Below are 13,100 nucleotides of genomic sequence, written 5' to 3'. Positions count from 1 at the left end.
ATTTGAGTATCGAGCTCTCAAAACAATATTAAATATCTTCTTTTTGATCGTTTGAACTACTGCTCTTTTGATATTCAGATGGGGTGATACCGTACTGTTGTTTGAAGCAGCGGGTAAAGTAGTTCTGATTACTAAAACCCACCTCTTCCGCCACCGTACCCACAGGCATTCCGTGCGACAACAGATCTCTGGATTTAAGGATGCGGTATTCTCTTAAATACTCACCTGGTGTCATATCTAAGGCAGCCTTGAGTTTGCGTTGCAATTGTCGCTCCGACATCGCTAGTTGTGAAGCAAGACTGGAAGGCGCAAAGGACTCCTCACTGTAGTGTTGCTCTGCAGCTAACTGTAATTTGTCGAGGAAGGCCTTGTGCGGCATAACCTCTGTCGTTTGCATTTCCGATGGCAAGTATTGCGCTTTTGTCTGGTTGAGAGTTTCATCTTGCATCTGATGACGCAATAATTGCTGCATTCTGGCGCGGTTTTGCAGCAAGTTATTAATTCTCAGCAGCAACTCCTTGTGGTGGAAGGGCTTTGTCAGATAGTCGTCAGCATGCGCTTCTAACCCTGTTAATTTACTCTGTGTATCCGTCTTTGCTGTGAGCATCAAAATAGGGATATGTTGAGTCATAGGGTGGGCTTTAATTTGTTTGACCACCTCGAAACCCGAGATATCAGGCAGCATCAAATCACATATAATTACGTCTGGAATTTCTTCAATGGTTTTACTGACCCCTAAGGTGCCGTTGCCCAGTATTTCGGTAACATAATGGGCAGACATCAAATGCTTGAGATAATCTTGCATGTCAGGGTTGTCTTCGATGATAAATAGCTTGTTTTCCTCACCTGAGAGTTCGACTGATTCAGCTTGACTGTCTTGTGGCAAGCCAGATCTGTTCACAGATAATTCGCTGTTAAAGCTAACCTTACTGGTGTTGGCAACCTGTTTAAGGGCTTTTTGTTCATCCTTGTTGCATGGGATCTCTAAGGTAAATGTAGTGCCTTGGTTGAGCTCTGACACGACACCAATACGCCATTCATGGGCGTTAACGAGTTCACTTACCAACGACAGTCCAATTCCGACACCAAAAGTTTCTGAACGTTTAGCACTATCTGCTCGCTGGAAACGCTCAAACAAACGCTCCTGCTCGGCTTTTGTCATGCCACAACCACTATCAGAGATATCAAGCCGCAACAGAGAGCCATTAAGCTGGCTACTCAGGTTGATTGCACTATCTTGTTTAGAGTATTTATAAGCGTTGCTCAGCAAGTTATACAATATCTGTTGCAGGGAGTCGTCATACACCTGAATCCAGAGTCCTGGCTCAACCTGCCAGGCAAATCTTATATTCTTGTTTTGACACAATTGCGAAAATTGCTGACAGGTATCATCAATAATTTGTGAGGCGGGTTGCAAACTTTTATCTAGTTTTGGGGCGCTAGTGATCTTCGATAGGTTTAACAACTGCTCAACCATTTTTAAAATGCGGATGGTATTGGTTTGTGCTGCAGCGAAGCGTTCAACCAGATTTTTGTCAGTAACTTTCTCCAGTGCTTCTTCTATAGCGCCTTGAATAATGGTTAAGGGAGTTCTGAATTCGTGAGTGATGTTTGCCAGAAACTTGTCTTTGATACTGAGCGCTTGCAGTTCTGCCTCGTGCAAGCGACTGACATCGGTTAAACAGGCGATAAATTCACCGTTGTCCAATTCCCCAAATGCAACATAACAGGTCAGTTGTTTACCTTCTTTATCGACGAAAAACGCCTCTCTAATACCTTGAGTGATAAGGCGAGATTGGGAAAAGCTCGATTCTGAGAAACGCAACAAGGTTTCCAGAGGTTCATCTTGCGCCAGTAAGCCGCTGAAAAATGTGCCTTTGAGATCCGATGGTGCATAGAGTAATTTTTCAGCCGCTGCATTATTGCAGTTAACTATCTTACCCAACTTATCCAGCGTAAAGCTCGGCAAAGGTAAATGCTCCACAAGACTGTGGGTATGTGGCGAGGTTTCTGTTTTTTGTTTTTGGGAAACAGAATTCTTTTCAGGAGTTTTATCTGAAAGCCAATCTCTTAAATAAAGAAACAATACAAAAATCATCACCCAGCAAATCAAAACCACTTCTCTAAGCGCTTTTAGTTCACTGGAAAAGAAATCTGTTGTATGTCCCGCAACGTGAAGTAGTGGCAATAACCACAACGCCATAATACTGGTGCCGGGTAGCCATTTTGGCAGGGTCTTCACTTCTGCAAAGTGGGAGAAGACCTGTTGCTGTGTTGAGAAGGCTAATGCCAAAGGAAGGTAAGGTAAATACCAAAGCATGGCAAATACCCCCTCGATACTCATATTAACCAGATTCGCTTTTATCAATAATTCTGTCAGGTCGAGGGTCAAAAATAAGGCAAAGCTGATTGCCATCCAGCAGAAACGCTGCCGCCATTCGGCTTGTTCGTCGGCGAGCGCCCGAATGGCAAAAACAATCAACAAATAGGCATCCATGAGAATAAAAAATAAAAATGATGAATAATGTTGATTAAATTCGGTGGGAGATTCTCTTGAGGGCACAACCACCAAATAGACAAATAAGCCCGACATAAACGTGATGGTGATCAGTTGCGACAATGTGGCGTTTATCGGGGCAGGCTTGGCTCCATTGCTTTGATTAACGTAAAAGCACTGTGCTAATGCCGCTACCAGAAAAAATGCAAAATAGCCATAATCTGCCAATAAATACACCCAGTCGGATAAATCCACGATGAGCAGTAGCATTAAACACAGTTTGGTCACCAGCCAAATAACCATTGCAACACTGATACAGAACCAGAAAAGTCGCTCTTTAAGCAGTAGATTAGACTTGGGGATCGCCGCTACAAACAGCAGTAATAGAGTCGCGTAGAAACAATGACTGGCTTGAATTAAAACCGAGCCCTGAATTGTCATTGCGCCGGTATTCGCGAGGAATATCAAACAGACATTAAAGATCGCAGCAACGAGGAACAGGCCAAAAATCTGTTTCGGTGTGCTGATATATTTGGTCAAAAGAGACATGCTAGTGTGATTGTTTTTTTTATTGTCAACAAGCTCACTTTACCAACTGCTGAGTTGAAATGAAATCATTTGCTGAGATGGTTTTAGTCTGTACTCTTGGTCTGTTTATTCCAATGCACATCAAAGCCGTTAGAGTTAATTTGAGCGGCTATCTGCTGTGATAGCAGAAACTCTTCGATACGCTCACACAATGCATCTTGTGCTAACTTTTGCCTGCCACGGACTGCACATTCCCAAATGATGAGTATTCTGATTTTATCTTGTTTCATGGCATTGGTATGCTGTTGATCTCGTGCCTGATTCGATTTTATTTTGGTTAACCAGAAGTCAGTGCGGGTTGCTGGTACCTTGAACAGATGGCAGTCATGGCCATGCCAGAAGCAGCCATGCACGAGCACTGCCGTATTGTATTCTGGCAGATAGAAGTCCACCTTTGCCTTGCTAATCTTAAGTTGTTTCTCAAACTTGATTTGTAGCTTTTGCAACTCCGCTGCAACCAACAGTTCTGCTTTAGTATCCTTGTTCTTCACCGCCGCCATATTTTTATGGCGTTGCTGCGGCGAGTGAACGTCTGTCATTACATTATCTATGGCTACGGCTTGAGAAGCAGGTGGGTTATCTGGCAGTGCATGGGATCTTGTTCTCTGGCTTCTGGATTGGCTTTTGAAATTACAAAGCGTACTTCCACCGGCCGGTTGAGTTGCAGTGCCAATTTCACTAATTCAGGTCCTTGTCTATCCGTTTCGGCAAAAATTAGTGCAGGGCAGGTAGCACGCTCACTGGTACCTTTGAGGCTGATCCAGGTTTGGTATTGTTCCGGATAGGCAGTGTGTTGCTGGGAATAAACGGTTTTAATTAACCCCCTGCCAGATAATTCGGTGTAGTCTCCTTGGGTAAAACCTGAAAAACTAACTAGTAATAGTAAAGCGAAACTTGTGATCCTCAGCATAAACTACTCGTTGATTGCTTTTATTTAAGTTTAGCATTACTCAAGTAACTTGAATCAAAAGTGAACGGGGTACGTATACAAAAAAGGAGCCTTTTAGCTCCTTTAATTTGAGTCCGTTCAGGCTGGCAACCTGAATCGATAGCCCGCGCCATAAACGGATTCAATGATGTTTTCTTTGACGCCTGAGTCCTTCAGTTTTTTGCGGATATTTTTGATGTGACTGTCAATGGTGCGGTCGGTGATATCGCCAACATTGCTATACACCATATCAATGATTTGTTGCCGGGAATAAATGCGTTCCGGATTCTTAAACAACAAGCGATAGAGGCTGAATTCCAATGATGTCAGGGGGATCTCATTGCCTTTGTAAGATACTTTGTGCTTTTCGTCATCCAGGCTAAAAATAGAATAATAAACATGCTCAGAAGTGCGTCGCAGTATGGCTTGTACCCGCATTACCAGCTCTGGCGCGCTAAACGGTTTGCACATATAGTCATCTGCCCCTGCTTCCAGGCCGATCAGTCGGTCTACTTCTTCAGATTTGCCTGTTAGCATGATAACCGGAATATTTGAAAACTCGCGAATTTCACTGCAACACTGTAAGCCATCTTTTCCGGGAATAACCAGGTCCATGATCACCAGGTCGGGTTTATTCTCCCGAACGTAATCCACAACATCATCCCCTTTAACTATGTGATGAGTTCTATAACCATTGGCTTCCAGAAAACGCTGTACTTGTAATGCGATGTCCGGATTGTCTTCAACTACGAGTATCTGCTGCATGTTATTTCATTTGTTGTTAGAACCACATTCATTATGTCATTTATTGCATGACGTTCGAGGTTAAGATAATGATGAATTGTGCAAACAAAATGAAGAAATTTTTTACTAAGGTCAGACCACGGCAGACTGCAACTGAAAAGGCTTCAGATTAAATTCTGGTAAAATCGCGATGCAGTGATCGAAGATATCGGATTGGATCCCTTCATAGTTCACCCAGTTGGTATCGTTGGTGAAGCAATAAATTTCCAAAGGTAATCCGGTGGGGCCGGGCGGCAATTGTCTCACGATTAGGGTCATATCCTGGCTGATACGAGGGTGGTGTTTTAAATATGACTCTACGTATTTCCTGAAAATACCGATATTTGTCATTTTCTCTACATATAAAGATTTTACAGGTACTCGCTCGCTGGTATGCGTATTGAGTTGTTCCTGTAGTTTCAGTAAATCATCCCGTACCAATGGGATTTGCATCAGCTTTTCTTGTAACTCATCATCGCAGAAGGTCACGGAGTCAATGTCTATGTGTATTGCACGTTTGATCCTACGCCCACCGGACTCTTGCATACCACGCCAGTTTTTCAAAGACTCATTCATCAGGGCATAGGTGGGTATGGTGGAAATGGTTTTATCCCAGTTTCTCACTTTTACAGTGGTGAGGCCCACTGCCAAAACGGTGCCATCGGCATTATAGGCGGGCATTTCAATCCAATCGCCATTGGCGACAGTGCGATTGGCTACAATGTTTATGCCCGAAACAAAGCCAAGGATCGTATCTCGGAACAATAAGATAATAATCGCTGTCAGGGCACCTAACCCAGAAAGCAAAAGAGTTGGAGACTTATCTAGTAGTTGCGACACAATCAGTAAAATGGTGGCAACAGACAAGATGAGCTTGGCCACTTGAATAAAACCGTTTATCGGTACTCTGTTGGCGTATCTGGAATTATCGTAAATAGCCTGGATACTGTTGAATACTGAAAAGATGGCTCGGACGATAACGACGATGAGGTAAATGGAGCTGAGTTTTGTCACCAACACTAAGCCGATGAATTCCTCGTGTAGAAAATAAGGGGCACTGACGTGTAAACAGATTGCTGGGGCGACATGGGCCAGCCGCTTAAAAAACTTGTACTGATGAAGTGTATTATTCCAATGGGGTTTATTGTTAAAAAGCAGGCCGGTAAGAGATGGATTGAACAAAAGCTTGGTGAGTCTCAGACTTAGCCACGCCAAAACCACCATGATGGCAAGCATGGCTGCGGAAAATAATAAGTCGGTAGGGGCTAGCACGACTTGATAAGTCTCAAGCCACTGCGCCATCAACTCACCCAGATGTGTTTCGTTCAAGCCTTAAGCTCCTCAAGTAATGCCGTAATCTTAGCATCTTTGTTTTGCCAGTGTTGATTCAGGTTTTGCTGAAAACCGTCCCTGAATTCAGCATCATTAAAATAATCACCGATCAACTCTGGTTTAACCGGTAATATATCCACGTCGAATATCACCTGTTTAAGGTTACCACTTAGCATATCCATCATTATCACCCCTTTGCTTCCGGGGTAAATGAGCGTGACATCCAGAATATTGGTAAATAGCTCTCCCATTGCTGCAAAGGTGAAGGCAATACCACCGGCTTTGGGTGGTAACAGATGCTTGAATTTATTACCTTTCGCGGCTTGTTTGGCAGGAGTAAAGCGCGTGCCTTCAACAAAGTTGATAATTGTCGTTGGTGCATCGCGATATTTCTCGCAATGCTTGCGAGTCGTTTCAATGTCTTTACCTTTAAGATGAGGGTTCTTTTTAATAAAATCCTGGCTGTAACGCTTCATAAAGGGCATTTCCAGCGCCCACGCAGCTACGCCCACAAAAGGCAACCAAATCAATTCTTGCTTCAGAAAAAACTTAGGCGTGGGTATGCGCTCGTGAGTAAAGGCAATTAGCAGAATGATATCCAGGTAGCTGAGGTGATTTGCTACCACCAGATACCAACCCTCCGGATTTAACTCGCCATTGACTTTGTAATCAATATCGATTCGGTTAAAAAATTTGATCATGGCAACACTCATCACGCCAAATTGCGCAATGATCACTTTGAGTACGGCATCAATGGGAACTCTTAAACCTTGATTGCGGATCATGAATTTCAGTAATCCGAAGGTAACCGCTAAGGTCGCCCAGAAAGCCAGGTTAAGTACCTGCAGACAAAAGTGAATTGGAAAAATGATTAGTCCCATAATTTTACAGAGCATCCTTGAGAGTATTTAGCTGCTGATCTTTCTGTTGCCAACGTTGATTTAACCAGTGCTGAAAATGTTGTTTTTGTTGTTCGTTGTTAAAATAATCTTGGGCAATAATACCTTGTTCCCGAAGTTCAACAATAGAGAGTGTTTCAACGCGAACCTGAATTCTTTTTACTCTGCCACATACGAAGTCCCAGTAGCTTGGCGTGCCGTCTGGGTAATAGATGGTGACATCTAGCAACAGGTTGAGGTTTTCTTGCATGGCTTCTAACACAAACGCCATGCCACCTGCTTTCGGTTTCAGTAAGTTGGCAAACTCAGACTGTTGTTTTTTGTGTTTCTGTTCCGTGATACGGGTGCCCTCAACGAAATTCATGACGCTGACGGGTTTGAACTTAAACTTGCGGCAAGCCTCTTGTGTGGCTTCCAGATCTTTGCCGCGCATTTCTGGATGTTTTTCCAAAAATTTACGGCTGTAGCGACGCATAAACGGAAAATCCAGCGCCCACCAGGCAAGACCCAGGAAAGGGACCCAGATTAGTTCTTGTTTCAGGAAAAATTTTAAGAATGGAATTTGCCGATTGAAAACTCGCTGCAATACCAGAATATCCACCCATGAGCGATGGTTAGCGATCACCAGATACCATTCTTTTAGATCGAGATCTTCTATCCCTTGCACATCCCACTGGGTATTGCTGAGAATATTCTGGTTTAAATTGTTGATACTGATCCAATTGGAAGCACAGCCATCAAGAATATAAGAAACAAAGGTTTGCCATGGTTTTATCGGTATTAGCTTCAGGAACGACAATCCGAAGATAGGAATAAACCAAAACACGGTGTTCACGAAATAAATCACCACCGATATTGAGCCAATTATATTATGCATTTTTATCCACTCAGCGAGGAGAGGTTATATGATACCTATTTTTGTGACATAGCTAAAGGTCAGAGCAGTGTGCCACCACTGCCATTGTGTAAAGTTCAAAACAAAGAAATCAGTTTAAAAAAGCCCAATCCTGAGACAGTGAGCACCACTGTGGTACCTAAAACGTTGTGCCACAATTTATTGCGGAATTGCCCTAAAAGATTGGCTTGGTTGCAAAACCATAACAAACAAACGGCAATCAATGGCAATAACAAACCGTTTGCGGCTTGAGCTAACAAGATAATGGAAATCGGTTTTATGGCCAGAAAACACAGCGCGCTGCCGAACAGGATGACGCTTAACCAGATAAACTTAAAAAGTTTGCTGTCGGGGTCGGTGGGCTTGCCCAAGGCGCCACAAAGGGCATAGCTGGTGGCTAGAGGCGCAGTGATGGCACTGGTAAGGCCAGCACAAAACAAGCCCAAGGCAAAAAATGCTGGGGCGTAATCCCCCAACAGCGGTCTGAGTTGCTCCGCAATGCTGTCCATTTGTGGTGCAACGGAAGAGCCAAACCAGGTGGCGGCTGAAGTTGATACAATCGCCAAGGTGACCAGTCCTCCGATGCTAATGGCCAAGGCACTGTCTTTTTGAATGTGCTTGAGCCTGTCATGTGGCGAGCTATCCGTCTTATGCTTCGCCGCGAGGCTGGCATGCAAGAACAAGTTGTAAGGCACAACCGTAGTACCAATGAGTGCAATGGTGGTTAGTATGCTCGCATCTGGCAACTGGGGAACAAACATACCACCAAACAGTTCAGCGTAATCAACATCGGCAATCACAAAAGTTACTATGAACACCAAGCTCATGAGCATTACCAATATCGTTAATACCGTCTGCAGACTTTTAGTATTACCATTGGCGAGAGTCAGAGCTGCAATTGCACCTAATGCGAGGCTCCACAGGGGTAGCTCGCCTCCTAACAGGTTGTGCAACCCCATTGCTGCACCAGTCAGGTTTCCTGCTTCATAGGCTGCATTGCCAATCCCAATTGCTGCGACAATTAAGCCAATTACAAACCACTTAAGCAGCGGAGACTGAAATTGCTGATTAAGTAATTCCGCCAGGCCTTTATGGGTGATTACACCGAGTCGAGCCGCCATTTCCTGCAAAATGATGGTGGCGAGTACTGAAAATATAACCGCCCACAACAAAGCATAGCCGAATTGCGCTCCCGCCATCGTGGCGGTAGTTACCGTACCCGGACCGATAAAAGCGGCTGCAATCAGAAAGCCTGGCCCCATTTTCATTGTCAATCTTACCTTTAGTTCCCATTGCAAGGTGGCTCATGGTGAATCATTCCGAAGTAAAATCAAAGCTTGTTGTGACTATATGTCTGGATTGGCGAAAATATAAGCGGCTTCTAAACTTAAGTTAGATCCCTAAACATCAGCTGCAGAAATGAGATATTGCTGGCTCTATTTCCTTTTACCCGGAGCAATGGCTTGTGAAGAGATATTGAATGTGGGCGCGGATCTCAATTGGCCGCCCTATTCCTATCTAAGCGAACAGGAGCCAATGGGTATTGATATTGAAGCGTCCAGAAGCGTGTTTGGCGCGCTGGATTATTGTTTATTTTTTGTTGATATGCCCTCAGCCATGCGTGCTCAAGAGCAACTTAATCTGGGCCAAATAGATTTGTTGATGGCGGCGAGCTACAGTGATGAACGCGCCAGAAACGGCTGGTTCAGTGAGGCCTATCGACATGAAACGGTGGTGTTGTTTACGCATCAAAATAGCCTGATTAACGCGTTAAGCGTAGATGATGCTTTTGAGAGAGGCGGTACCTTTGCCGTTAATGCCGGAAGTTACATTGGCGAGGATTTTATCAGGCTCAGTCGCGCCTATCCTGAGCAGATAGTTTATCTGTCTTCAACCGAACAAAGGCTATTAATGCTCAACAAAGGGCGCATCGACTTTGTGGTAGAAGATAAGGAGGCGGGCCACTATATTTCTCAAAGCAAAGGGTTTGATCAAGTATTTGCAACAGAGCTGGTTGTGTATCAAAACCCTATCCATTTTATGTTTAGTCGTCAGCGCTTCTCTGTGGAGCAGGTAAGCCAAATCAACCGCTTCCTGAAACAAAGATAGTCCTGTCTTTGCTCTTTACCAAACAAAAGTAAGTTCCCACTAATTTGCACTTTAACTGAGCCAAAGCTCAAAGATTGTACTTGCAAAAAATACTCATTGTTTTAAACTTTCAGAAATTATTGAAACTTTAGAATGTTCTAAAATGACACCAGTTATTGAATCGTTTGTTTTGCACTTTGGTGAAATGGGTAGTAAGTGGGGGTTTAATCGAACCGTTGGACAAATGTATGCTTTGCTGGTTGTAAGTAAAGACCCACTTACGGCAAATCAACTTGCAGAAGAACTCAATATATCTCGCGGTAATGTCTCCATGGGTATTAAAGAGTTACAGTCCTGGCAACTGATATCCACCCGACACATTCCCGGCGATCGCAAAGAGTATTACCAGGCATTAGGCAGTATTTGGGACATGGCTATGAAAGTATTCGAAGAGCGCCGTAAGCGGGAAGTGGATCCCACCCTGTCCATGTTGCGGGATGTATTGCTGCAAAAGCCGGGTAACGAGCAGGATGAATACGCTCAGCAAAAACTACACGAAATCCATGACTTGTTGGAAACCGTGACTACCTGGTCTGCGGAATTACAAAGTATGAACCCCGAGAAACTCAATACCCTAATGAAGTTGGGGTCGGGAGTGGGCAAGGTTTTGGACTTCAAAGAAAAGGTTTTGAAAAAAAGTAGTTAGGTTTTAAAAGTGGAGCCTGTCATGTTGGATGTTGTTTTACTCTCTCGGGTCCAGTTTGCATTAAATATCAGTTTTCATATTCTGTTCCCCACAATCACCATCGCGCTTTGTTGGTTCCTGTTGTATTTCAAAGTGCGTTTTGATCTTTCAGGCCATCCAGTGTGGATGCGCATCTATCGCTTTTGGGTAAAAGTATTCGCACTGACTTTCGCGTTAGGCGTTGTTAGCGGTATCACCATGTCCTTTCAGTTTGGTACTAATTGGCCGGGTTATATGGAAACGGTGGGCAATATAGCCGGTCCACTGCTCGGTTACGAAGTGATGACAGCGTTTTTTCTGGAAGCGACTTTTCTTGGAATTATGTTGTTCGGTATTCATAGAGTGCCACCATGGTTACATACGCTGTCCACGTTGATGGTCGCCATAGGCACCACATTATCGGCTTTCTGGATATTGGCGCTGAACAGTTGGATGCAAACCCCCGTTGGTTTTGAAATGCGCGATGGTGTCGCTCATGCAACGGATTGGTGGGCCATTATCTTTAATCCTTCTTTTCCCTATCGTTTTTTCCACACACTACTGGCTTCCGCATTGACGGCAAGCTTTCTTATTATTGGTTTATCAGCCTATCGCATTTATCGCGGGGACAACAAACTGGCACCTAAAATTGCCTTTAAAACGGCTATTATTGCGGCCCTGTTTTTAACGCCGGTGCAAATTTTTGTAGGGGATTTGCACGGCTTGAACACCTTTGAACATCAACCGCAAAAAGTCGCGGCCATGGAAGGCGTCTGGCAAACAGAAAAAGGCGCTCCCCTTTTGCTATTTGCTATTCCTGATGAACAGGCGCGTAAAAATCATTTTGAAGTGGCCATTCCCAATTTAGCCAGTTTGATCTTAACCCACGACCCGCAAGGTGAAATTCAGGGACTGGATGAGTTTGAAGGCGAGCATCCGCCAGTGAAACCAGTATTTTATGGATTCAGAATTATGGTGGGAATAGGATTATTGATGCTGCTTACGGCAGTTGTGGGGAGTTATCTCATTTTCAAGAGAAAAGAGACCTCTCCAATATTTTTAAAATTGGCCATAGCCATGACGTTTTCCGGCTGGATAGCAACTCTGGCGGGTTGGTATGTTACCGAAATTGGTCGACAGCCTTGGCTGGTATCTGGCGTATTGACCACCCAACAGGCGGCCACTCAAATACCCTCAGGCAATGTACTTTTGTCACTGTGTCTGTATCTGATAGTTTATTTATTTTTATTGGTGGCCTATATACGCACTTTGTTTTTAATGTCGCGTCGCTCCGTGGAAATTGAGGAGATACAGCCTGAGGAGCGCCTCACGATAAGGACACAACAATTGGCAGGAGCAAAATCATGATCCCGGATACTCTATTACCTGATGTTTTCGCCGGGCTAATGGCGCTGGCGATAGTGATGTATGCCATTCTTGATGGTTACGATTTGGGGGTGGGTATGCTGTTACCCGCAAAAAACGAGCACCACCGCGATATCATGATTGCATCAATTGGTCCTTTTTGGGATGCCAATGAAACCTGGTTGGTATTGGCTGTGGGACTATTGCTCATCGCTTTTCCACAAGCACACAGCCTGATATTAGGAGAGCTGTATCTACCCGTCGTGGTGATGTTAATTGGTTTGATTTTGCGCGGTGTGGCTTTCGATTTTCGCGCCAAAGTGAGACAAGGCCGAAAGGAGTTATGGGATAAGCTCTTTAAAATTGGCTCCTATCTGGCTGCGGGAATACAAGGCTTTATGTTAGGTCTGTATGTTATGGGCTTTGAGAACGACCCTGTTGCATACGGTTTTGCGCTATTAAGTGCCGCGGGTGTTATTGCCGCCTTCCGTCTGATAGGTGCTTGCTGGTTAGTTATGCGTACCGAAAATGAGTTGCAAAAAGAGGCGCTTGAATGGGCAAAAGAAACCTTGTTTATCTGTGTGGCCGGGATATTTACAGTGTGTTTGGTGAATCCATTAGCCAATCCTGCCATTTTCCATAAGTGGTTTTCTGGCAGTGGACTGATTATGCTGGCAATTGTTCCAACCCTTGCCATCTTGAGCCTTGTATTGCTTGGACGCGCACTAAATTCCCGTCGCGTATTCGAGGATAAATACTGCATCAGGCCATTTGCGCTCGTGGTGTTGTTATTTTTAACCTGCTTTGCAGGACTCGCTTTTAGTTTTTACCCCTATGTTGTGCCAGGTAATATGACGATTCAGGCAACAGCCAGTGCCCCCGAATCATTACGTTTTATTTTGATTGGCGCCTTGATTGTTATGCCTTGTATTTTGGCTTATACCGCGTTTTCCTATCGGGTATTTCGCGGCAAGGTAACGGAGCTGCGCTATCACTAGCGC

12 protein-coding genes are annotated in these 13,100 nt (G+C 44.3%); 4 read left to right on the top strand and 8 right to left on the bottom strand.

What is annotated here, in order from left to right:
• Window positions 1-28: 28 nt before the first annotated feature.
• From AABA75_RS17765 to AABA75_RS17730, 8 genes are all read right to left on the bottom strand, one after another.
• Window positions 29-3,046 (bottom strand): helix-turn-helix domain-containing protein, encoded by a 3,018-nt coding sequence (locus AABA75_RS17765; RefSeq protein WP_338294081.1) that lies wholly within the window; start codon window positions 3,044-3,046, stop codon window positions 29-31.
• Window positions 3,047-3,129: 83 nt separating this feature from the next.
• Window positions 3,130-3,624, bottom strand: a complete 495-nt coding sequence (locus AABA75_RS17760; protein WP_338294080.1) for a very short patch repair endonuclease — start codon at window positions 3,622-3,624, stop codon at window positions 3,130-3,132.
• Between the two features lie 14 nt (window positions 3,625-3,638).
• Entirely contained in the window at window positions 3,639-3,995 is a 357-nt protein-coding gene (locus AABA75_RS17755) for a hypothetical protein (protein WP_338294079.1), read from the bottom strand.
• A gap of 117 nt (window positions 3,996-4,112) precedes the next feature.
• The gene (locus tag AABA75_RS17750) at window positions 4,113-4,778 is read right to left on the bottom strand and encodes a response regulator (protein ID WP_338294078.1); all 666 of its coding nucleotides are present in this window, start codon (window positions 4,776-4,778) and stop codon (window positions 4,113-4,115) included.
• Window positions 4,779-4,889: 111 nt separating this feature from the next.
• On the bottom strand, window positions 4,890-6,125 hold the full coding sequence (locus AABA75_RS17745) for a mechanosensitive ion channel family protein (RefSeq protein WP_338294077.1): 1,236 nt from the start codon (window positions 6,123-6,125) through the stop codon (window positions 4,890-4,892).
• Window positions 6,122-7,009 carry an acyltransferase gene (locus tag AABA75_RS17740; RefSeq protein ID WP_338294076.1) on the bottom strand — a complete coding sequence of 296 codons (888 nt, stop codon included), beginning with the start codon at window positions 7,007-7,009 and terminating at the stop codon, window positions 6,122-6,124. Before AABA75_RS17740 ends, AABA75_RS17745 begins: the two co-directional genes overlap by 4 nt.
• 4 nt (window positions 7,010-7,013) lie before the next feature.
• Complete coding sequence (locus AABA75_RS17735; protein WP_338294075.1) at window positions 7,014-7,904, bottom strand: acyltransferase; 891 nt, start codon at window positions 7,902-7,904, stop codon at window positions 7,014-7,016.
• A 95-nt stretch (window positions 7,905-7,999) separates the two neighbouring features.
• Complete coding sequence (locus AABA75_RS17730; protein WP_338294074.1) at window positions 8,000-9,190, bottom strand: Nramp family divalent metal transporter; 1,191 nt, start codon at window positions 9,188-9,190, stop codon at window positions 8,000-8,002.
• A 151-nt stretch (window positions 9,191-9,341) separates the two neighbouring features.
• Between AABA75_RS17730 and AABA75_RS17725 the strand changes: the two genes are divergently transcribed.
• From AABA75_RS17725 to cydB, 4 genes are all read left to right on the top strand, one after another.
• A complete protein-coding gene (locus AABA75_RS17725) occupies window positions 9,342-10,031 on the top strand; it encodes a substrate-binding periplasmic protein (RefSeq protein WP_338294073.1) in 690 nt (229 codons plus the stop codon).
• A 142-nt stretch (window positions 10,032-10,173) separates the two neighbouring features.
• On the top strand, window positions 10,174-10,716 hold the full coding sequence (locus AABA75_RS17720) for a GbsR/MarR family transcriptional regulator (protein ID WP_338294072.1): 543 nt from the start codon (window positions 10,174-10,176) through the stop codon (window positions 10,714-10,716).
• Between the two features lie 21 nt (window positions 10,717-10,737).
• Window positions 10,738-12,102: a cytochrome ubiquinol oxidase subunit I gene (locus tag AABA75_RS17715; protein ID WP_338294071.1), complete on the top strand. Its 1,365-nt coding sequence runs from the start codon at window positions 10,738-10,740 to the stop codon at window positions 12,100-12,102.
• Entirely contained in the window at window positions 12,099-13,097 is a 999-nt protein-coding gene (cydB, locus tag AABA75_RS17710; protein ID WP_338294070.1) for a cytochrome d ubiquinol oxidase subunit II, read from the top strand. Before AABA75_RS17715 ends, cydB begins: the two co-directional genes overlap by 4 nt.
• The last annotated feature ends 3 nt before the right edge of the window (window positions 13,098-13,100 follow it).

Source organism: Planctobacterium marinum, assembly GCF_036322805.1.
GTDB classification, from domain to species: domain Bacteria; phylum Pseudomonadota; class Gammaproteobacteria; order Enterobacterales; family Alteromonadaceae; genus Planctobacterium; species Planctobacterium marinum_A.
Note: the sequence above shows the minus strand (reverse complement) of the source record. Positions and strands in the feature narration are given on the sequence as shown.

Bases quoted from the DNA above. Each gene is read 5' to 3' on its own strand.
- AABA75_RS17765 (WP_338294081.1), bottom strand. From the start codon at position 3,046: ATGTCTCTTTTGACCAAATATATCAGCACACCGAAACAGATTTTTGGC.
- AABA75_RS17760 (WP_338294080.1), bottom strand. From the start codon at position 3,624: ATGACAGACGTTCACTCGCCGCAGCAACGCCATAAAAATATGGCGGCG.
- AABA75_RS17755 (WP_338294079.1), bottom strand. From the start codon at position 3,995: ATGCTGAGGATCACAAGTTTCGCTTTACTATTACTAGTTAGTTTTTCA.
- AABA75_RS17750 (WP_338294078.1), bottom strand. From the start codon at position 4,778: ATGCAGCAGATACTCGTAGTTGAAGACAATCCGGACATCGCATTACAA.
- AABA75_RS17740 (WP_338294076.1), bottom strand. From the start codon at position 7,009: ATGGGACTAATCATTTTTCCAATTCACTTTTGTCTGCAGGTACTTAAC.
- AABA75_RS17735 (WP_338294075.1), bottom strand. From the start codon at position 7,904: ATGCATAATATAATTGGCTCAATATCGGTGGTGATTTATTTCGTGAAC.
- AABA75_RS17730 (WP_338294074.1), bottom strand. From the start codon at position 9,190: ATGAAAATGGGGCCAGGCTTTCTGATTGCAGCCGCTTTTATCGGTCCG.
- AABA75_RS17725 (WP_338294073.1), top strand. From the start codon at position 9,342: ATGAGATATTGCTGGCTCTATTTCCTTTTACCCGGAGCAATGGCTTGT.
- AABA75_RS17720 (WP_338294072.1), top strand. From the start codon at position 10,174: ATGACACCAGTTATTGAATCGTTTGTTTTGCACTTTGGTGAAATGGGT.
- AABA75_RS17715 (WP_338294071.1), top strand. From the start codon at position 10,738: ATGTTGGATGTTGTTTTACTCTCTCGGGTCCAGTTTGCATTAAATATC.
- cydB (WP_338294070.1), top strand. From the start codon at position 12,099: ATGATCCCGGATACTCTATTACCTGATGTTTTCGCCGGGCTAATGGCG.